Below are 19,082 nucleotides of genomic sequence, written 5' to 3'. Positions count from 1 at the left end.
CCGGCTCCCCGTTCGGCCGTTCGAGAGACGCCGCGCAAGCCGGGCGTCTGATAAAATGAATCGGGCTCCGCGCGTGCGCGAACAACAAGACGCCGCAGGACGCGAATGGCGCCGGGAGGGATGAGAACAATGGCTTCTTTCTTTGAAAAGATTCTGGGCGCGCTGTTTCCGAAGCCGGCGACGGGCTTTGGCGGCTCCTCCAGCGCGAGGACCGGCGTCGGCGAGTCGCTCGTCGGCGACGGCAATGAAGTCGCCCATATCGACCTGATCATGGGTCCGCGCGGCTCGGCGGCCGAGAAGGCTTTCGCCAACGGCCTCGTCAACAACAAGGACGGCTTCACGACGCTGCTCGCGGTCATCGCGCCGAATCTGCTCGTCAAGCCCTACACCATGATGTTCAACAAGGTGACCATCAAGAACGCCAAGCAGGCGGTTCAGATGTTCGGTCCGGCGCAGCACGGCGTCGCCAAGGCCGTCGCCGATTCGGTCGCCGAAGGCGTCATTCCGCTCGAAAAGGCTGAAGACCTCTTCATCTGCGTCGGCGTCTTCATTCACTGGGACGCCAATGACGACCAGAAGATCCAGGACTTCAACTATCAGGCCACGAAGGAGGCCATCGCCCGCGCGATGAAGGGCGACCCCAAGGCCGAGCGCGTCGTCCAGGAGCGCGTCACCGCGAAACATCCCTTCGCCGCGAACTAATCGCGACGCCAATCGCGATCACAAAGGGGAGCCCGCGCGGCTCCCCTTTCATTTTTCGGCGAGGCGGGAGAGATCCGCGCGCGTGAGCCGCCCGTCATGCAGCGCGCTCGCGACGAGCGCGCCCGCGGCTCCGGCCTTTTCGAGCGCCAGCAGATCCGCCCCGCCGCGCACGCCGCCCGCGGCATAGACGCCGCGTCCTTGCGCGCGTGCGGCGATCGCGCCGAGGCGCGCAAAGTCGGGCCCGGCATTCGCGCCGACGCGCGCGAGCGTCATGACGATGAGCCGCCGCGGCCAGCCGGCCTCGAATTCCAACAGGGAGGGATGACCCAGAAATTGCTCGCCCATGAAATCCAGCGAGAGAATGATGCGGGCGTCGTCCCGCAATATCGGGAAAGACGGCGCGTCCCGGCAATTCTCGCTTCCGAGCACGAGGTCGACGCGCGCCGGCCGCGCGCGGTTCGGCGCTTGCTCCCAGTTCTTGATCCCGGCGTCGACCCAGAAGCGAAGCTGCGGGAGCGCGGACGTGATTTGGTCGATCGCGGCGGAATTGTCGCCGCGTCCTTCGATTGCGTCGAGATCGGCGATATAGAGCGTTTCGAAGGGATAAAGCGACAGGAGCCCGCGCGCCACGTCGAGCGGCGCGCTCGTCGCGGCGAGCGGCGTTTCGATCGGCGCATATTCGTCGCGCCGGCCGGCCACGGCGCGCATGGCGGCGCCGTTGCGAATGTCGATGACGGGAATGACCTGCATGAGGCATTATAAGCGCATGCCGACGCCGCGAACGACCTGTCTCCTCCCTTTCGTCACGCTTTTCCTTCTCGCGCTCGGGGGAGCGCCCGGCGCCGCCCAGACGATGCAGGGCGACTGGCCCTGCAAGGCCGTGCGCGTTCCCGAGATCGCGCTTGGCGGCGTCTGGAGCGGACCCTCGATCGAGCAGGAGAGAAAAAGCTGGCGCGACGATCCCGGCGTCGCCGATCTCGTCGCCCGCATCGCGCCGCGCCGCACGCCGCTGGAGGAAGCGGAAAGGCTCGTCGCCGATTTTGCGAGAGACGCCGGCGCAAATCGCAAGCCGCGCCTGACCCTGCTTTTCGCGGGCCTCTATGAACGCATGAACGGCGAGCGGCTGGAGGTCGTGAACGGCCTCGACCGATTCGGCCGCCGCCTCAAGGAAATGGCCGAGAAGACGCGCGAGGAGACGCAGGCCTTCTACGATCTGCAAAACAAGAAGCCGCCGGAGCCGGAGGCCGTCAAGAAGGCCGCCGAGACGCTGCAATGGCGCGTCCGCCTCTTCGACGAGCAGCGTAAGATGGTGGCCTATGTCTGCGAAAGCCCGGCGCTGATCGAGCAGCGCCTCGGCGCGCTGGCGCGCAGGATTTCCTCGGAGATGGAGTAGCCTGATCGCCTCGCCGCGACGCCCCCGCGAGCCGAAGGCAATCCGGGCGCTTCGCAGCGCGGACGCCGGGATTCCCGGCGAGAGCCCCCGTCATTGCGAAGAGCGTAAGCGACGAAGCAATCCAGAGCCGTGATATGGCTCTGGATTGCGTCGCTTCGCTCGCAATGACGCCGTGAGCGTTATCGCAAAGCGACAAGGAAAAACCGCAGAAGGGACGAGGGCGATCCGGCGAGGGTTTCCTCACACCGTCCTTCGCCCCGATCGCATCGCTCGCGATGACCTATTCCCGCGGCTCCGGCTTCTTCTCCTCCAGCGGATGTTCGGCCTTCGCCCAGCCGTCCGCGCCCTCGGGATACCAGGAAACATTTGCATAGCCGAGCGTCAGGGCGCGCTTGGCGGCGTTCCAGGACATCCAGCAATCCGTCAGGCAATAGAAGACGAGCGGCTTCGCCCTGTCCGCGCCGGTCGCCTTTTCGAGCCCCTTTTCGAAGTAGCGCCGCGTCGTCTCCGAGAGCGCGCCGAAGCCCGTGTCCGGAAGCCAGACGCCGCCGGGTATGTCGAAGCGCGGCTGCTCGCGCCATACCGCGTTCCTCGGCAATCCTTCGGGCTTGGGGGCATGCGGCAGGACGTCGACGAAGACCGCCGCTTTCGACCGCCACAGCTCGAAGGCCCCGGCCGTGTCGACGACCGTCGCGCCTTTCAGCGTCGCCGGCACGGGCGCGCGATAGGCGTCCATGCGGTAGCCGTCGGGCTCGGGCGGCCGCCTCCCGGTCTCCGCCTGCGCAAGCGAGACGAGCGGCGGAAGGAGCGCCGCGAGAGCGAGGCGCCTCATTTCGGCGCCTTTTGGGCCGGCTGGCCGGCCTCGTCGAGCATGGGCACGCCATAATCGGCGAGGATCCTGTCGATCTCGGATTTGTTCTGGGCGAGAAGCGTATTGAGCTCGCGCTTCCAGTTCTGGTCCGAATGGCGGACGCCGAAGGCGATTCGGAAGGCCATGCGCGCGCCGGGCGTCTCCGGGAGCGGCGCGACATCGAGCTTCGCGCTCGACTTCTTGGCGTAATAGCCCGCGATCGGCCCCCAAAGCAGCGCCGCGTCGATGGCGCCGGTCTCGAGATCGTGAATCATCGCGGCGCTCGAGGATTCGACGCGCGTATCGATCATCAGCGGATAGGGCTTCACGAGGCCGATCATGCCGTTCCTGGCAAGGACGTTGCCCGGCGGCGTATTGGCCACGAGGCCGATGCGGCCCTTCTTTTCCTTCAGGCGCGGATCATCGAGATTTTGAATCCCGTCGAGATCGGAGCCCGCGCGGGTCACGATGGCGTAGGTGGTGCGGTAATAGGGATTGGTGGCCTGAACGAGGTCGTTGCCCTGCGGCATGCCGAGAATGACGTCGCAGAGATGCGCATTGAGCGTATTGCGCACGAAGCCCGTCGCGCCGGGATAGAAGGCGTAGGCGAGCTCCTTGTGGAGCTTGGCGGCGAGAAGCTCTGCGATCCTGTTTTCGAAGCCTTCCCCGCTCTCGTTGGAGAAGGGGAGATTGTTCGGATCGGCGCAGACGCGCAGCACTTTCGGATCGATCAGCTCGATGCCGGCGGCGTTGTCCGAGCCCTTTGCGCCGGCGTCGGGACCCATATGCTGGGCGGGAGCGGAAGCGGCCGCGACGCTCAGAACCAAGGCGAGGAATGGCGGGCGCCAGGCGCGACGGAGAAAGGCGGATCGGTTCACGCGAGATAACTCCTGTTGTCGACGGCCCCCCACGCGGCTGGAGCGCGCGGCGAAAAAGCGGGTCCGCGATTGCGCGGTCGCGGCGTGATCCGGCCGGCGGCGATGAACCACGCCGGCGGATCGGACCCGAATATAGAAACCGTCGCTCCGGCCGGAAACATCCCTGCGCTCGCCGGTCGGCGTGACTTTCGGGCCGGGCAAGGACGGCTTCCCGGAACGCAGACGACCCGGCGACATCGCCGCCGGGTCGTTGCAATTCAGATGAAGGCCGTCCCGGCGGCGGGCGCCCTTACTTGCCGCTCATGCAGGCGGCTTCGGCCTTGGCGAAGGCCTCGGGACGGGCCTCCTTCTTCTCCGGACGGCCGGGCTGGACCGCGCCGGTCGAAAGCGCGCGCAGATACACATAGAGGTCGTCAATATAGCAGACGGCGTTCTTGTTGTCGGCGAAGGCCGGCATGACGCTGTTGCCGTTCTGACGGCCGCCGATGACGATGCCGGCGAATTCCGCGTAGTTGAAGCGCTTCACCGACTCCTTGAGCGCCGGAGCGTAGGTCGAGCCGCCGCCATTCGGGCCGTGGCAGACATGGCATTCGGCGTGATAACGGCGATAGCCGGAGAAGGTGTACCAATCGACCGTGCCGTCGGCGCCGACATTGTAGGTAGGATCGCCCTTCGCGTCGAAATATTTGCCGTCCTGGGACTTGACGGCCTTGGGATCTCCGGGCGCCTCGGCCATGGCGGAGGTTCCCACAAACATCATGACGCCCAGGGCCAGCGCCCCGGCAAGCGGCGATCTCATCATTCTCTCCCTAATCAGGTTCTTCTTCACCATCTAAACGATGGCGCCCGGCGTGACCCTTAGATGAGGGGAACGCCGAGCGCCAGTTTTTCCCGGTGCGACCTTACGTCCTGCTTTAGTTGGGCAGGGCGAAGACGGTCAGCACGCCGCCGAGGGCGGTGTAATTGGCGAGCGAGGCGTAGTTGCCCACCGCGCCGAGGCCTTCATTCGACTTCGACAGGCCGGCCGCGAGGCCGATGCCCGCCCAGCCGCCGACGCCCGACAGAACCGCCACATACTGCTTGCCGGCCGATTCATAGGTGATCACGTTGCCGATGATGCCCGACGGCGTCTTATACTTGTAAAGCTCCTTGCCGGTCTTCGTGTCCACCGCCTTCAGATAGCCCTCAAGCGTCCCGTAGAAGGTCACCCCGCCATCCGTCGACACCGCGCCGCCCCAGGCCGAGAACTGCTCCTTGTTCGACCAGACGATCTTGCCCGTCTTGGCGTCCCAGGCGATGAAGTTGCCCGTGTGGTTCGTGCCGTCGCCCAGCACCTTCCCCGCCGGGAACATTTCCAGCGTCGCGCCGACATAGGGCTGGCCCGCCGTGTAGCTCACGCGGAACGGCTCATAGTCCATGCACACATGGTTCGTCGGAACCAGGAACAGGCCCGTCGCCGCATCGTAGGAAGCCGGCTGCTCGTCCTTCGACCCCAGCGCCGCCGGGCAGACGTTCTGCGTGTTCGTGTCCTCGCCATTGTGCTGCGTCGAATATTTGTCGACGACCAGCGGGCGCCCATAGGTCTTGGACGACTTGTCCAGATCGACCTTCGTCGCCCAGTTCACCGCCGGATCGTATTTCTCGGCGACCAGCAGCTCGCCATTGGTGCGGTCGAGCGTATAGGCGAAGCCGTTGCGGTCGAAGTGAACGGCGGTCTTCACCGTCTTGCCGCCAATGTTCTGGTCGGCGAGGATCACCTCGTTGATGCCGTCATAGTCCCATTCGTCATGGGGCGTCATCTGATAGACCCACTTCACCTTGCCGGTGTCGAGGTCGCGCGACCACAGCGTCATCGACCAGCGATTGTCGCCCGGGCGCTGCACCGGGTTCCAGGTCGAGGGATTGCCCGAGCCGTAGAAGATCTGGTTCAGCTCCGGATCGTAGCTATACCAGCCCCAGGTGGTGCCGCCGCCCGTCTCCCACTGATTGCCTTCCCAGGTGGTGATGCCCGAATCCTTCTCGACCGGCTTGCCGAGATGGGTGGTCTTGCCCGGCTCGATCAGCGTGTCGGCGTCCGGGCCCATGGAGTAGCCGCGCCACACCTGCTTGCCGTCCTTGATGGAGTAGGCGGTGATGTGGCCGCGCACGCCGAACTCGCCGCCGGCGATGCCCACCAGCACCTTGTCCTTGAACACATGCGGCGCCGCGGTCGAGGTCTGGCCCTTCGCCGGATCGCCGTTCTTCACCGACCAGACCAGCTTGCCGGTCTTGGCGTCGAGCGCGATCAGCGTCGTGTCCGCCTGGGCCAGGAAGATCTTGCCGTCGCCATAGGCGAGGCCGCGATTGACCGTGTCGCAGCACATCACCGGAACCACCGACGGATCCTGCTTGGGCTCATATTTCCAGAGGATCTGATGCGCCGGGTCCTTCGCGTCCAGCGCGTAGACAATGTTCGGGAACGGCGTGTGAAGATACATCACGTCCGTCGTCAGCGTCTTCCCCGACGAATCCGTCACCGAAACATTGTTGAGAACAAGCGGAGCCCCCTCATGCCCGCGCAATACGCCCGTCGAAAACTGCCAGGCCGGAGCCAGCTTGCCGACGTTCTCCGCCGTGATCTGCTTCAGGCCCGAATGACGCAGATTGGCGTAGTCGCCCGTCGGAGAAACCCACTGCTTCGGGTCCTTCGACAGCGTCAGCAACTCGTCATCCGCGTTCGCGGCCCCGGCGGCAAACAGCGCGAGAACACCAACTGAAGTCGACAACAACAGCTTATGCATGAGCTTTTCCTCCTGACGACGCCGCGGCGCGCCTTATCGTTGCGCCGCCGCCGACGTCGCGCCTCTCAGGGCGCCTCGACATTGGGAAGGCGTTTTCCGTTTTCGCCTCGCGCCGTTCGTGCGAAAAACTCGATGGCGTCGAGCTGCTCCCGGTTCCCGTCCGGGAGACATCTTCTAACTCGGAAACGCCGGGATAATATGTCGCGAGCGGTTGAATCGCAATCGCAAAAAACGTAAGCCTCGGCATGACCCTCCGTGGCGCTGAAGCTCCAAGGTAAATCAAGATGTTGCGTCGTTTTTTGGCCTTTGCCGCGCCGGTCGCCGCGCTCCTTTTCGGCGCCGTTCCCGCATTGGCCGGCGCGACTTTCAAGCTCGACGAGATCGCCCCCGGCGTCTATGCGCATCAGGGCGAAACATCCCTGATGAGCCGGGAAAATCTCGGGGGCATCGCGAATATCGGCGCCATTGTCGGCGACGAGGCGGTCGCGGTCGTCGACACGGGCGGGAGCCTCGTTCAGGGCGAGGCCTTTCTCGCGGCGCTGCGAGAGAAGACGCAAAAGCCCATCCGCTACGTCATCAATACGCACGCCCATCCCGACCATGTCTTCGGCAACGGCGCCTTCGTCGGGACGGGCGCGACTTTCGTCGGCCACAAGAACCTGCCGCGCGCGCTCGGCGCCCGGGGCGCGTATTATCTCGCCGCCTTCCGCCGGATCATGGGCGACGCGCTTGACGGCGTCACGATCGTCGCGCCGACGCTGACCGTCGCCGATTCGACGACGCTCGATCTCGGCGGGCGCGAGATCGCGCTGCGGGCCTGGCGCACCGCCCATAGCGAGGCGGACCTCACCGCGCTCGATGCGAAGACCGGCACGCTCTTCGCCGGCGATCTGCTCTTTCTCCAGCATGTGCCGGTGGTGGACGGAAGCCTGCTCGGCTTTCTGGACGTCGCCGACAAGCTCGCGGCCGTCAAGGCCGAGCGCGTCGTGCCGGGACATGGGCCGATGGTCGCGCCCTGGCCCAAGGCGCTCGACGACGAGCGCGCCTATCTCACGAGGCTCACCGCAGGCCTGCGCGCGGCGATCGGGGAGGGCGGGAGCGTGACGGATGCGGCGCGAAGCGTCGGCGCGGAGGAGCGCGGGAAATGGAGCCTCTTCGACGACTACCACGCCCGCAATGTCACGGCGGGCTTTGCGGAACTGGAATGGGAGGGGCCGTGACTTTGTCTCACCCGCCCGCCCCGACCTGCGCTAATCTCGCGCCAAAGTCCGGGAGGAAATCCATGTCCATCGCCCGCGCGGCGCTCGCCGCCGTCCTGCTCGCCGCCGCTCTCGCCTCCTCCGCCCTCGCCGAGGCCGACGCCCCCGATCCCTGGCCGGGCCTCGTCACGGATATTTTCCAGGGCCGGGAGATCGCGCCGGCCGACGGGACCATCTCGCTCGACGCGCCCAAGCGCGCCGAGGACGCGGCCATCGTGCCCATGACCCTGCATTTCGCCGACCCGGCCGGAGTGAAGGCGGCGACGCTCGTCATCGACCAGAATCCCATGCCCATGGCCGCGAGCTTCACATTCGGCGAGAAGGCGGGCGTCGATTTCATCGAGACGCGCGTGCGGGTGAACAGCTACACCAATGTCCACGCCGTGGCCGAGACGCGCGACGGCAGGCTGCATTCGGAAGTCAAATTCGTGAAGGCCTCCGGCGGCTGCTCGGCCCCCGCGGGCAAGGACCCGGACGAGGCGCTCGCCAATATGGGCAAGATGAAATATCGCGAGTTCAAGAGCGCGGCCGCGGGAAGACGCGAGGCGCAGATCATGATCCGCCACCCCAATCATTCCGGCATGCAGATGGATCAGATCACGCGCGCCTATACGCCGGCGCATTATGTCGACGCCGTCGAGGTCTGGCAGGGCGATGCGCTGATCTTCAGGATGGAAGGCGGAATCTCCCTGTCGGAAGACCCGAATTTCCGTTTCGTCTATGCGCCGAACGGCGCCAAGACGTTGCGCGTCGTCGCGCATGACAATAAAGGGGGCGTCTATCGGGGCGAATGGCCCATCGCCGACGCGTCGTAGCGCATGGCCAAAAGGGAGCGCCGCGCTCCCTTCTCTAACTTTCCGGCTCAGCCGAAGATGGTGACGGCCGCGCAAAACGCCAAGGGCAGCGTCGCCAGGGCGCAGATCGCCGTCACGCAAGCCACTTTCTCGAATTCAGGCGCCTCCTGGCGCATCTTTCTGACCAACGCCATCTCACTCACTCCCGAAAAGCCACGCTTGTTTATCGCGCGCTCGCTGACGTTTGCGCGCCCTGATTAACGCGCATCCGTGGGAATTGGTTTCAATTGTAATCGTCGCCGCGACATTTTCATCGCGGACCCGTCATATGAAACCATGGTGAAGCTTCGGTTAAGCGCGCGCCGCGACGAGCGGCGCCGGGCGCGCGCGGGCCGGAGCGGGCGCCGGCGGCGTTACATTATTCTCGCTGAAGAGCTCGGCGAGCTTCTCCGTCATGGCGCCGCCCAGCTCCTCGGCGTCCACAATGGTCACGGCGCGGCGATAATAGCGCGTGACGTCATGGCCGATGCCGATGGCGATCAGCTCCACGGGCGATTTGGTCTCGATGTCGTGGATGATCTGGCGCAGATGGCGCTCGAGATAATTCCCCGGATTGACCGAGAGCGTCGAATCGTCCACCGGCGCGCCGTCGGAGATCATCATCAGAATGCGCCGCTGCTCGGGCCGCGCCAGCAGCCGGCGATGCGCCCAGTCCAGCGCCTCGCCGTCAATATTCTCCTTGAGCAGTCCCTCGCGCATCATCAGGCCAAGATTGCGCCGCGCGCGCCGCCAGGGGGCGTCGGCCGCCTTGTAGATGATGTGGCGGATGTCGTTGAGGCGGCCCGGATTGGGCTTCTTGCCCTCATTGATCCATAGCTCGCGCGACTGGCCGCCCTTCCAGGCGCGGGTGGTGAAGCCGAGAATCTCGACCTTCACGCCGCAGCGCTCCAGCGTGCGGGCGAGAATGTCGGCGCAGGTCGCCGCGACCGTGATCGGGCGCCCGCGCATGGAGCCCGAATTATCGAGCAGCAGCGTCACGACCGTGTCGCGGAACTCCATGTCCTTCTCGCGCTTGAAGGACAGAGGCTGCTGCGGGTCGATGATGATGCGCGGCAGGCGGGCGGGGTCGAGCATGCCCTCTTCGAGGTCGAACTCCCAGCTTCGGCTCTGCTGCGCCATCAGCCGGCGCTGCAGGCGGTTGGCCAGCCGGCCGACGACCGAGGAGAGATGCAGGAGCTGCTTGTCGAGATAGGCGCGCAGCCGGTCGAGCTCCTCCGCGTCGCAAAGCTCCTCGGCGCGCACGGTCTCGTCGAAGCGGTTGGTATAGGCGTGATAATCCGCGCCCGAGCGGTCGGCGTTGGTCGTGGCGGGGCGGCGGGCGTCCGAAGCTTCCTCGAGATCGCCATCCTCCGACTCCTCGGCGGTTTCGCCATAAGGCGCCTCGGCCGATTCGCTCTCGCCCTCCTGCTCGGAATCCTCGGCGGCGAGCGCCGTCTCCATCTCGGCGGCGCTTTTCGCCTTGTCCTCTTCCTGCTGCCGCTCTTCGCTCTCGTCCGGGTTCTGGGGGGTCTCTTCCGTATCGTCCTCGGCCTCGGTCTCCTCCGGCGCCTGGGCGCCGGCCATGTCGAGATGGGACAGGAGCTCGCGCACGATCTGGGCGAAATGCTTCTGGTCCTCGACGGCGCCGACGAGCCGGTTGAGGTCGCCGCCGGCGCGCGCCTCGACGAGGTCGCGCCAGAACTCGACGATCTTCGCGCCATGGGGCGGCGGCGCGAGGCCGGTGAGACGCTCGCGCGCCATCAAAGCGAGCGCGTCCTCGAGCGGGGCGTCGTCGCGGCTCACGATCTTTTCCGAGTGGCTGCGCGTATAGCGATCCTCCAGCATCGCGCCGATATTGGCGGCGACGCCGGCCATGCGGCGCGCGCCGATCGACTCGACGCGCGCCTGCTCCATGGCGTCGAAGGCGGCGCGGGCTTCGAGCGTCTCCGGCGCGTAGCGGCGATGCACGAGGTCATCATGGCAGGCGAGGCGCAGCGCGAGCGAGTCGGCCTGGCCGCGCATGATCGCGGCCTCCTTGACGGTGAGCTTTCTCGACGGCTCCGTGATCCGCGCCTTGGCGCCTTCGTCCGTCTGAATCAGCGAAGGCCGCTCGGGCGCGAAGCTCACTTCGAGCTTGGGCGACTTCGCCATGGCGCGCATGGCGCCGGCGACGGCCCTCTTGAAGGGCTCCTGCGGGGCTTCCTTGGGAGTTGCGGGGCGGCGGTTCGTCGGCGCGGGAGGCATTCGCCACTATATGCGCGGGCGCGCGGAAAGGAGCAAGTCGGAGGGGTTATCGTTGATGTTCAGTTTGGCCGGACTCTTGATGAAGGCCCGCGCGCGCTCCTCTCCCCGCGTGCGGGGTGAGAAGCGGGGCTCACGATCTGTGTCGCCAATCAGGCGAGACGCCTCAAAGCTTCCCGCGCTCGGCCTTGCTGAAATTCGACAAATCCCCCTCGGCGGCCGCGCGCCGGCGCCAGGATTTGGCGATGGCCGGATATTTGATCTCCTTGCAGATGCGGGAAACCTGCTGCGTCAGCTTCCGCGACTGGCAGGCCGGGCATTCCGGCGTGTCGGAAGAGCGCACCAGAAGCTCGAACTCGGCCTCGCAATCGTTACAGGAATAGGCGTAGAGCGGCATGATTCTCCTCGCGGGAAGGGTCGTCGCGGGGAGGAAAGCAAGAAATATTCCACCACAAGAGCGCGCGATGACAATTCTAACCCGTCCAATTGTCAGGGCCGTACGAGAGGTGAAGTCAAGGCGCTCCGTTGATCAATCTCAGCGCATCCGCTCTGGTCATTCTCTGGGGCTGCCCCCACCGTCCGTTTGGCGACGATCGTGTGAATACCCATACGAGATTAGAATCGATCGTAATAACCCGGAATTCGACATGCGCCCGGGGCGAAGGCGCGCCTCCGATCGCCAAGGCGCGAGCGCGGCCAGCGGTTGGCTTGCTCTTGCGCGTCGCCGCTTTCTTTGGCGTTCTCTTTTTCGCAGTAGCCTTTCTCGTGGTCATTGGTCACGCTCCCTTTGAAAAAGCGGGATTACGGGGAAATATTGAGGAGATTATTGGCGACCGATAAACCGATCTGAGAAGCGAGATGCGCGTTTTGCGCAGCCGTCGTCGGCACGAGCATTTCCTTGACGACCGTCTTGCCCGCCACCTGTTTGACGGGAACCGGTTCGCCTTTGGTCGGCCCGAGAGTAATCGTCAAATCTTGAGTGCGTGAGCGGGTTGCGCCGAAGAACGAGCCGGCGCCATTTGCGGTTATGCGGACGAGCCTCCAGGTCGGCGTTATGTCGCCGCCAGTCTCTATGACGAACTTAACCTGATGTGAGATCACGTCCTTCTTGTTGGGGTCGGTAGGGAACGTGACTAAGTCCGTCTGACTGGGCGTGACGGCTGCGCGGAGCCAGTCCTTCAGCTTCAAATCGCTGTCGACGATCAGATAGCTCCCCGGGATCGGGTCCATCGTGCAAGCGCGATCTTTGCGCAGTTCGGCGACCGTGTAGAACCAGTTGATCTTGTCGATCCGCGACGCCGTGGAGTTGAATTTTCCGCCGAGGCCGAGCGTATAGAATTGACTTGCCGGCACGGATATTCCCGCCGGGAACCACGTCTTCGCGCCGATCATCGGCGTATTGAACACCACGCCTGGATTGACATTGGTCTTTTCGTCAATGCTCAAAGTGAGCGTCACTTGCGCGCCCCACTTTTCCAACCATTCGAGAAGGCGGGTCTGGCCTTTGAACTGGCGTGCGTCTCTGAGATCGTCGTCCAGAACGGTATTGACCGCCTCGCTTATCTCGCAGCGAATGCGTTGCGCAATCGAATTGACGATAATTTGCTCGTCGCCTTTTTGGCCCCATGCTTCCATGATGTCCGGCGTATAGGTGCCGCATGCGCTCAGGGCGCCGAGCACGGAAAAAACCATCCCGCATTTCAAAATATTTCGCATCATAACTTCGCCCGAGTGAGAAAAATAGAACGCAAAACGCCACTAACAATAATAGCTACGCTCTCATGACTCGCGCGATTTGTCTGTCACGTTTTCGCAACAAGCATTAACTTTTTGGTAAGCCGCGGCCGACCTCAATCCTCCGACAATCGCGTCTTCCCCGGCCCATGCGGCTCGACCAGCGCGCCGAAATCATGCGGCTCCTTTCTGGCGCGCCGGAGCGCCGCGTCCAGAAACCCGGTAAATGCGTCGATATCTTCCTCATGCGTCCGGTGATTGATGATCGCCGCGCGGATGGCGGGGACGCCGTCGAGGATGGTCAGCGAGGGCGCGGCCTCGCCGCGTTCGTGCAGCTCCATGACGATTTCGCGGGCGAGCGAGCCGTCCGCATCGCCTTTCACGCCGAAGCAGACGATGTTGAGCGCGACCGGCGCGCGCATGACGAAGCTGTCGGATTTCCCGATCCACGCCTCGAGCCGCTTGGCCATGCGGCAGCATTGCTCGATGCACGCCGCAAGCTTCCGCGCGCCGAAGGTCTCGATGGTGATCCAGGCCTTGAGCGCGCGGAAGCCGCGCGAAAGGTCGGGGCCGAGATCGCAGGGCCAGGTGTCGCCCGCCGCGAGCCCGCGCGGGGCGCGGGAGAGATAGGCGGCGTTGGCCGCGAAAGCGCGCTTATGCGCCTTGGGGTCGCGGACCAGGAAGAAGCCGGCGTCGTAAGGAACGTGCATCCATTTGTGGAAGTCGAAGGCGATCGAGTCCGCCCGCTCCAGCCCCTTCACCAGCGGCTTCAACTGGGGCGAGAGCGCCGCGAGCGCCCCGAAGGCGCCGTCGACATGGAACCACATATCCTCGGTGTGGGCGACGTCGGCGAGCCGGTCCAGCGGATCGACCGCCCCCGTATCCACCGTCCCCGCCGTGCCCACGACGAGGAACGGCCTGAAGCCCGCCGCGCGGTCGGCCGAGATGGCGTGGCGCAGGGCGCTGATCTTCACCCGGCGCTTGTCGTCGGAAGGGATGAGCCGCAAATGCCGCGCGCCGAGCCCGGCGAGCTCCATGGCCTGCCGCACGCAATTATGCGCCTCGCGCGAGGCGTAGGCGATGAGCTGGCCCTCCCGCGCGCAGAGGCCGTTGAGCCGCACATCCTTGTCGCCATAGGCCTGGTCGCGCGCGACCAGGAGCGACAGGAAATTCGCCATGGACGCGCCGGTGACGAAGATTCCGGAGGCGTCGCCGGGAAAGCCGAAGGCCTGCGCCATCCATTTGGCGATCTGGCGCTCCACGTCGATCGCGATGTGATTGCGCCCGCCGCAATTGGAGTTCATGCCGGCGGCGAGCATTTCCGCGACCATGCCGACCGGCGTGCCCGCGCCCTGCACCCAGCCCATGAACATGGGATGGACGTTGCCGGTCGCGAAAGGCTTGATATAGCGGTCGAAATCCTCAAGCACGGCCGAAAGGTCGCGCCCCTCGGCCGGCAGGTCGCGGTCGAAGCGCGCCTTGGCCTCCTCGCTCGGCGGAATCCAGACGGGGCGCGCCCGCAAATCCCGCAGATAGTCGATCATGGAATCGAGCGCGCGGTGGCTCTCGGCGCGGAAAGCGTCCCAATCCTCGGGGTCGAGATCGACCGGCTTGGTCATTGAGCGGCGCTCGCAGGCGCAAAGGCGGTCTGAAAGGGCATGCGCCGCGCGTCTCCCGGCCTATTCAACGGCGAAGCCAAATAGCCGCTTTTCCCCGCTCTGCGCAACCATGCGTGAGATCGCGCCGCTTGCGGTCAGGGGACCGCGTCCGCGAAACGGGCTCACGAGCCCTCCGATCTGATCAAAGCCAAAAATGCGGCCGGCTCGCGGAGCTCGGCGAAAAGCGGATCGTCGAGGCGATCCGGCGGCGAGGCCGCGAGGGCGTGAAGCGCCGCATCCGCCGCGACGGCGCGCGGGGGAATGCGGAGCCGCCGCGCGATCCGCAACCGCTCGGCTTCGAACGCCCGCAGCAGCCTGGCCTGCGCGACGGTGAGCGCCCGCGCCGGCGCGGGGGCCGTCTCGAAAACCGGCTCCGGCGGCGCTGCGGGCTCCGGCGGCGTTTCCTCCATTCCGCCGGCCGCAATATGAGCCAGCCGGCTCTCCGCCGCCACGCGCCATCCCATCGCCGCCGCCCACGCCCGGCGCGGCCAGGCGAGCGGGCCGCCGCGGCAGTGATCGCATTTGCCGCAAGGCGCGCTCTCCTCGCCGAACTCCGCGAGCAGGGTCCGGGCGCGGCACGCCGGGGTCACGCAGAGCCGGGCCATGGCCTTGCGGCGGGCGTAATCGCCCGCAGCGGCCTCATTCTCCGCTGCGATCTCGGGCGTCCGCCAGCGCAGCGCCAATTCGCGCGGATCGAATAGAGCGAGGGCGCGGGCCGGCGCGCCGTCGCGGCCCGCGCGGCCGATCTCCTGATAATAGCCTTCGATCGAGTTCGGCAGATCGGCATGGACGACGAAACGCACGTCTGGCTTGTCGACGCCCATGCCGAAGGCGACGGTCGCGACCATCACGACCCCCTTGCGCGCAAAAAAAGCGTCCTGATGGGCGCTGCGCGCATAGGCGTCGAGACCGGCGTGATAGGGCAGCGCGTCGAGCCCCAGCCGCGCGAGATTCACGGCGAGCAGATCGGCCGTCCGCCGGGAGCCGCAATAGACGATCCCGCTTTGTCCTCCGCGCCCGATGAAATCGACGATCCGCCGCAACCCCGCGCGCTTGCGCCGGAAGGAGAGGGCGAGGTTGGGCCGCGCAAAAGAACGAATGAAAACATCCGGCTCCCGCGCAAAAAGGCTGCGGCGGACATCGTCGCGCGTGCGCGGTCCCGCCGTGGCGGTGACGGCGAGCACCGGCGCGCCGAGCTTGCGCGCGATCTCGCCGAGACCCCGATAGTCGGGGCGGAATTCATGGCCCCAATGCGAAACGCAATGGGCCTCGTCCACCGCGAAGAGCGTCACGCGGCTCCTGCGCAGCAAATTCTGCGTCCCTTCCGTCGCCAGACGCTCCGGCGCCGCATAGAGAAGCCGCGCGCGCCCGGTCGAGACGGCGTCATAGGCGGCGAGCGCTTCGGCGTCGTCCTGCGCGGAATGCAGGGCGACGGCGGGCAGGCCCTTGTCTTGGAGCGCCCGCAACTGGTCGCGCATGAGGGCGATGAGCGGCGAGGCGACGACGACAAGGCCCGGCCCCGCCGCCGCCGGCAGCTGATAGAGCAGCGATTTTCCGGAGCCCGTCGGCATGACCGCGAGCGCGTCGCGGCCCGCGAGCAGCGCCTCGATCACCTCCCGCTGCCCGGGCAGAAAAGCCGAAAAGCCGAAAATGCTGCGCAGCAATTCGCGCGCGTCGACGCCCGCCCGCCCGCTCATGCACGGCCTTTTTCAAGGAGAGCGGCGGCGATCTCGCGCCATTCCTCGGCCAGAGCGCCCGGATGAGGCGGCCGCCCGGCGCGGCGATACCAGTAGCCGGCGTTCCATTGGTCGCCTTCCTTGCGGTGGAGAAAAGCATGGACCCACATGGCGTCGGCGTCGGCCGATCGATCGACGCATCTATGCGCCTGGTCCCAGTCGCCCCGCGCGTCGAACCAGAGCGCCCGCAGGGCGGGGTCGGCCGGAGACGCGTCCTCCCGGTCGACGGAGGCGAGAAAGGATTCAAGCGAAAGGGTCATGGCGCAAGCCCGCAATTTGCTCGGCCATTATGGCGCGGCCGCCGGCGCCGCGCCATGCGCGGATTGACAGGCGCGGGCCGTCTCGGCCAATTGCCGCCCAATGCGCGAGAGGCCTCGATGATCCCAAGTCCTTGCAACAAGATCTGCACGCTCAACGCGAACCATGTCTGCGTCGGCTGCGGCCGCTCGCGCGAGGAGATCGGAAGCTGGACGCAGCTTTCGGACGCCGAGAAAAAGCAGGTCGTTCGGCGGGCCGAGGCGCGCCTCGACGCCCTGCGCGGCGCGAAGAAACCTTCGGCGGCGAAGGCCTGAGGCGCCCAATGTCGATCCCGGGCAAGCCCGGGACCGAGGCGGGCGCCTTCAGCTCCAAGGAGCGCCCCCGTAAATCTCGATCACAGCCTCTCCAGCGTCGATTCTGCGCTGGAGACGGTCGTAACGCTGGAATTCTCCTCGATATTGATCCAATCGACGACGCCGTCCTTCACGACCGCCGAATAGCGCTTGCCGCGCAGGCCGAGGCCGAATTGATTGAGGTCCAGCTCGACGCCCATGGCCTTTGCGAGCGCCGCCGAGCCATCCGCGAGACCGTCGATCTTGCCCGCCGCGCCGCGATCCTTGAGCCAGGCGTCGAGCGTGAAGACGTCGTTCACCGCCGTAACCGCCACGGCGTCGACGCCCTTGGCTTTCAGCGCGTCGTAATGCGCGACGAAGCCCGGCAGATGCTTGGCGTGGCAGGTCGGCGTGAAGGCGCCGGGCACCGAGAAAAGAGCGATTTTACGGCCTTTGAAATAATCGGAGGTCTTGATGGGCTCGGGGCCGTTCTTGCCCATGATGGTGACGGTGACGTCGGGAATTTTGTCGCCAGCTTTGATGGTCATGCGCTGTCTCGCTTGTGCAGGGGTGAAGCCACCCTTACTTAGCGCGTTTTCGCCGCTTGTCTTCCGTGAAGACTCCGCTTTCCGGGCCTTGCCGCCGTCGGCCGCCTCCCGCCGCGGCGCAGGGCGCTTGTGAGCGGGGGCGATGCGATGCAACATATCTTCCGCCGCAGCTCGACGGAGAGCGCGCGCTTCTCGGGAGAATCAGGAAATGGCCAATACGGAAGGACCGGAAGGGCAGCCCCCGGCCGCTTGGGTCTGGAGCCAGTATCGCGGCGTGCAGCCGGCGGAGCCGCCGGCCGCCGAAGCGCCCGCCGAAGAGGTGGCCGCGCCGTCGGCCGAACCGCTTGGCGCGCCTGAGGCTGACGCGCCCGTCCCGGCGAGGAATTCGAGCCTGATCGGTCTCGGCCTTGCGGCGGCGGTGATCGTCATCGCCGGCCTGACCTGGCTTTTCACGACGAAGCCGGCCTCGGGGCCGACCCTGCCGGAAACGCCGCCGACCGCCGAGGCGCCCGCCCAGAAGAGCGAGGCCGCGCCGCCCGCGCCGGCCCCCGACCCGGCCGCCTCAGCCACGCCCGCCGCGGCGGCTCCCGCCCAGGAGGCCCCCAAGCCCGCCGAGCCGGCTCCCGCGCACGGCAAGAAGAAGAAGCACAGATAAACGGATCACGGCGCGATTGGGCGGTTAGCCCAATCGCGGAAAGACGCGACGAGGCGGCCCCCCGTCCGGCCGCCGCGCTCACGTCCGCCAGGGATGCGCCGGCAGCTCGCCGACGCCGAGCGTCGCGACGCCGGCCTGGGCCACGGCGTGATCATTCTCGACGGACGAGCCGCTGACGCCGACGGCCCCGATCATGACGCCGTCCTTGTCGACGATGGGCAGGCCGCCGGGGAAGGTGATGAGTCCCTCATTCGAATGCTCGATGCCGTAGAGCGGGCCGCCGGGCTGGGAGAGCTTGCCGATCTCGCCCGTCGGCATGCCGAAGAAGACGGCCGTCTTCGCCTTCTTCATGGAAATGTCGATGCTGCCCACCCAGGCGTCGTCCATGCGGTGAAAGGCCTTGAGCACGCCGCCGGAATCGACGACGGCGATGCACATCTGCGTGCCGAGCTCGGTCGCTTTCCGGCGCGCGGCGGCGATGGCCTGCTCGGCCTGATCGATCGTGACATGCATGAAACCGCTCCTCTTGCGCCCGGCGAAGGCCAAGGCCGCATGAGAAGAGATAGGGCGTCGCGGCGCTATTTTGAGGCCGCCTCCGCCGCCTTCGTCACCAGCGCCACGGCGTCCGCCGAACGCCAGGCGGCCGGGCCGTTCATGAGCCCCACCTGGCATCCCTCGGGGTCGATCAGCATGGTGACCGGCAGGCCCAACGCCTTCCCGGCCTGTTTCAGCTCGTAGAAGATATTGGCCTTGGGGTCCGAATAAAGCGTGAGGGCCTTGACGCCCGTCTCCTCGAAGAACTTCTTCGGCCGTTCGGGGCGGGAGGTGTCGATGTTCACGACCACGACCTGGAATTTGTCGGAGCCGAGCTCCGCCTGAAGCTTGTCGAGCTCCGGCATTTCGGCGCGGCAGGGCGCGCACCAGGTGGCCCAGACATTGAGCAGCACGGTCTTGCCCTTGAAGGAGGAAAGCGCGACGGATTTTCCTTCCGGATCGCTGAAGGCGAAATCGGCGAGCTTGTCGGGCTTCCCCGAAATGCTCATCGCGGCGACCTCGCCCTTGGCCATGTCCTTCACGGCCTCGGCGATTTTCGCCGCCCCCGCGCAGTCCTCGGCGCGGGCTTCCTTTACGCTCGGCCCGCCCGCGTATAGAAACCCGGCGCCGGCCGCCGCAAGAACAAAGGTCGCGAGGCTACGCGGAAAGGCGGCGGGCTTTTTCATCAGGC

The 19,082-nt window shown here is 66.1% G+C and carries 21 protein-coding genes; 6 read left to right on the top strand and 15 right to left on the bottom strand.

The annotated features are described in order from the left end of the window. Positions 1–129: 129 nt before the first annotated feature. Entirely contained in the window at positions 130–702 is a 573-nt protein-coding gene (gene fae, locus ACV7JP_RS08155; protein ID WP_457798726.1) for a formaldehyde-activating enzyme, read from the top strand. 48 nt (positions 703–750) lie between these two features. Here the strand turns inward: fae and ACV7JP_RS08150 are convergent, their stop codons facing one another. Next, complete coding sequence (locus ACV7JP_RS08150) at positions 751–1,452, bottom strand: HisA/HisF-related TIM barrel protein (RefSeq protein ID WP_457798725.1); 702 nt, start codon at positions 1,450–1,452, stop codon at positions 751–753. Between ACV7JP_RS08150 and ACV7JP_RS08145 the strand changes: the two genes are divergently transcribed. Next, positions 1,451–2,095, top strand: coding sequence for a hypothetical protein (locus tag ACV7JP_RS08145; RefSeq protein ID WP_457798724.1), 645 nt, complete (start codon positions 1,451–1,453; stop codon positions 2,093–2,095). The two genes, ACV7JP_RS08150 and ACV7JP_RS08145, sit on opposite strands and share 2 nt — an antisense overlap. A gap of 280 nt (positions 2,096–2,375) precedes the next feature. Here ACV7JP_RS08145 and ACV7JP_RS08140 read toward each other — a convergent pair whose 3' ends face one another. The 4 genes from ACV7JP_RS08140 to ACV7JP_RS08125 form a co-directional block, all read right to left on the bottom strand. Beyond that, positions 2,376–2,927: a PQQ-dependent catabolism-associated CXXCW motif protein gene (locus ACV7JP_RS08140; RefSeq protein WP_457798723.1), complete on the bottom strand. Its 552-nt coding sequence runs from the start codon at positions 2,925–2,927 to the stop codon at positions 2,376–2,378. Further along, positions 2,924–3,730: a substrate-binding domain-containing protein gene (locus tag ACV7JP_RS08135; RefSeq protein ID WP_457799048.1), complete on the bottom strand. Its 807-nt coding sequence runs from the start codon at positions 3,728–3,730 to the stop codon at positions 2,924–2,926. The genes ACV7JP_RS08140 and ACV7JP_RS08135 overlap by 4 nt, the downstream gene beginning before the upstream one ends. 382 nt (positions 3,731–4,112) lie before the next feature. Further along, positions 4,113–4,580 (bottom strand): c-type cytochrome, methanol metabolism-related, encoded by a 468-nt coding sequence (locus ACV7JP_RS08130; protein ID WP_457799047.1) that lies wholly within the window; start codon positions 4,578–4,580, stop codon positions 4,113–4,115. Positions 4,581–4,737: 157 nt separating this feature from the next. Beyond that, positions 4,738–6,603, bottom strand: a complete 1,866-nt coding sequence (locus ACV7JP_RS08125; RefSeq protein ID WP_457798722.1) for a methanol/ethanol family PQQ-dependent dehydrogenase — start codon at positions 6,601–6,603, stop codon at positions 4,738–4,740. 284 nt (positions 6,604–6,887) lie between these two features. On the opposite strand from ACV7JP_RS08125, the gene ACV7JP_RS08120 reads away from it, so the two are divergent. Both ACV7JP_RS08120 and ACV7JP_RS08115 read left to right on the top strand, forming a co-directional pair. Beyond that, positions 6,888–7,823, top strand: coding sequence for a quinoprotein relay system zinc metallohydrolase 2 (locus ACV7JP_RS08120; RefSeq protein ID WP_457798721.1), 936 nt, complete (start codon positions 6,888–6,890; stop codon positions 7,821–7,823). 62 nt (positions 7,824–7,885) lie between these two features. Beyond that, positions 7,886–8,677, top strand: a complete 792-nt coding sequence (locus ACV7JP_RS08115; protein WP_457798720.1) for a quinoprotein dehydrogenase-associated SoxYZ-like carrier — start codon at positions 7,886–7,888, stop codon at positions 8,675–8,677. Between the two features lie 47 nt (positions 8,678–8,724). Here the strand turns inward: ACV7JP_RS08115 and ACV7JP_RS08110 are convergent, their stop codons facing one another. The 7 genes from ACV7JP_RS08110 to ACV7JP_RS08080 form a co-directional block, all read right to left on the bottom strand. Beyond that, positions 8,725–8,850 carry a hypothetical protein gene (locus ACV7JP_RS08110; RefSeq protein ID WP_457798719.1) on the bottom strand — a complete coding sequence of 42 codons (126 nt, stop codon included), beginning with the start codon at positions 8,848–8,850 and terminating at the stop codon, positions 8,725–8,727. Positions 8,851–9,007: 157 nt separating this feature from the next. Beyond that, the gene (cobT, locus tag ACV7JP_RS08105) at positions 9,008–10,939 is read right to left on the bottom strand and encodes a cobaltochelatase subunit CobT (protein ID WP_457798718.1); all 1,932 of its coding nucleotides are present in this window, start codon (positions 10,937–10,939) and stop codon (positions 9,008–9,010) included. A 163-nt stretch (positions 10,940–11,102) separates the two neighbouring features. Continuing rightward, a complete protein-coding gene (locus ACV7JP_RS08100) occupies positions 11,103–11,333 on the bottom strand; it encodes an FmdB family zinc ribbon protein (protein ID WP_457798717.1) in 231 nt (76 codons plus the stop codon). Between the two features lie 404 nt (positions 11,334–11,737). Further along, positions 11,738–12,655 carry a hypothetical protein gene (locus ACV7JP_RS08095; protein WP_457798716.1) on the bottom strand — a complete coding sequence of 306 codons (918 nt, stop codon included), beginning with the start codon at positions 12,653–12,655 and terminating at the stop codon, positions 11,738–11,740. Between the two features lie 131 nt (positions 12,656–12,786). Beyond that, complete coding sequence (locus ACV7JP_RS08090) at positions 12,787–14,289, bottom strand: pyridoxal phosphate-dependent decarboxylase family protein (protein ID WP_457798715.1); 1,503 nt, start codon at positions 14,287–14,289, stop codon at positions 12,787–12,789. Between the two features lie 161 nt (positions 14,290–14,450). Continuing rightward, positions 14,451–16,025 carry a RecQ family ATP-dependent DNA helicase gene (locus tag ACV7JP_RS08085; RefSeq protein ID WP_457798714.1) on the bottom strand — a complete coding sequence of 525 codons (1,575 nt, stop codon included), beginning with the start codon at positions 16,023–16,025 and terminating at the stop codon, positions 14,451–14,453. Continuing rightward, complete coding sequence (locus ACV7JP_RS08080) at positions 16,022–16,324, bottom strand: hypothetical protein (RefSeq protein ID WP_457798713.1); 303 nt, start codon at positions 16,322–16,324, stop codon at positions 16,022–16,024. The genes ACV7JP_RS08085 and ACV7JP_RS08080 overlap by 4 nt, the downstream gene beginning before the upstream one ends. Positions 16,325–16,378: 54 nt before the next feature. Here ACV7JP_RS08080 and ACV7JP_RS08075 point away from each other — a divergent pair, with 54 nt between their 5' ends. Continuing rightward, positions 16,379–16,636: a DUF1289 domain-containing protein gene (locus tag ACV7JP_RS08075; protein ID WP_457798712.1), complete on the top strand. Its 258-nt coding sequence runs from the start codon at positions 16,379–16,381 to the stop codon at positions 16,634–16,636. A gap of 80 nt (positions 16,637–16,716) precedes the next feature. Here the strand turns inward: ACV7JP_RS08075 and ACV7JP_RS08070 are convergent, their stop codons facing one another. Further along, the gene (locus tag ACV7JP_RS08070) at positions 16,717–17,202 is read right to left on the bottom strand and encodes a redoxin family protein (RefSeq protein ID WP_457798711.1); all 486 of its coding nucleotides are present in this window, start codon (positions 17,200–17,202) and stop codon (positions 16,717–16,719) included. A 208-nt stretch (positions 17,203–17,410) separates the two neighbouring features. Between ACV7JP_RS08070 and ACV7JP_RS08065 the strand changes: the two genes are divergently transcribed. Further along, positions 17,411–17,857: a hypothetical protein gene (locus ACV7JP_RS08065; protein WP_457798710.1), complete on the top strand. Its 447-nt coding sequence runs from the start codon at positions 17,411–17,413 to the stop codon at positions 17,855–17,857. A gap of 78 nt (positions 17,858–17,935) precedes the next feature. Here the strand turns inward: ACV7JP_RS08065 and ACV7JP_RS08060 are convergent, their stop codons facing one another. Both ACV7JP_RS08060 and tlpA read right to left on the bottom strand, forming a co-directional pair. Then, positions 17,936–18,370: a GlcG/HbpS family heme-binding protein gene (locus tag ACV7JP_RS08060; RefSeq protein WP_457798709.1), complete on the bottom strand. Its 435-nt coding sequence runs from the start codon at positions 18,368–18,370 to the stop codon at positions 17,936–17,938. A 65-nt stretch (positions 18,371–18,435) separates the two neighbouring features. Then, positions 18,436–19,077, bottom strand: a complete 642-nt coding sequence (tlpA, locus tag ACV7JP_RS08055) for a thiol:disulfide interchange protein TlpA (RefSeq protein WP_457798708.1) — start codon at positions 19,075–19,077, stop codon at positions 18,436–18,438. Between the last annotated feature and the right edge of the window lie 5 nt (positions 19,078–19,082).

It is taken from the genome of Methylocystis sp. S23, assembly GCF_054106005.1.
Note: the sequence above shows the minus strand (reverse complement) of the source record. Positions and strands in the feature narration are given on the sequence as shown.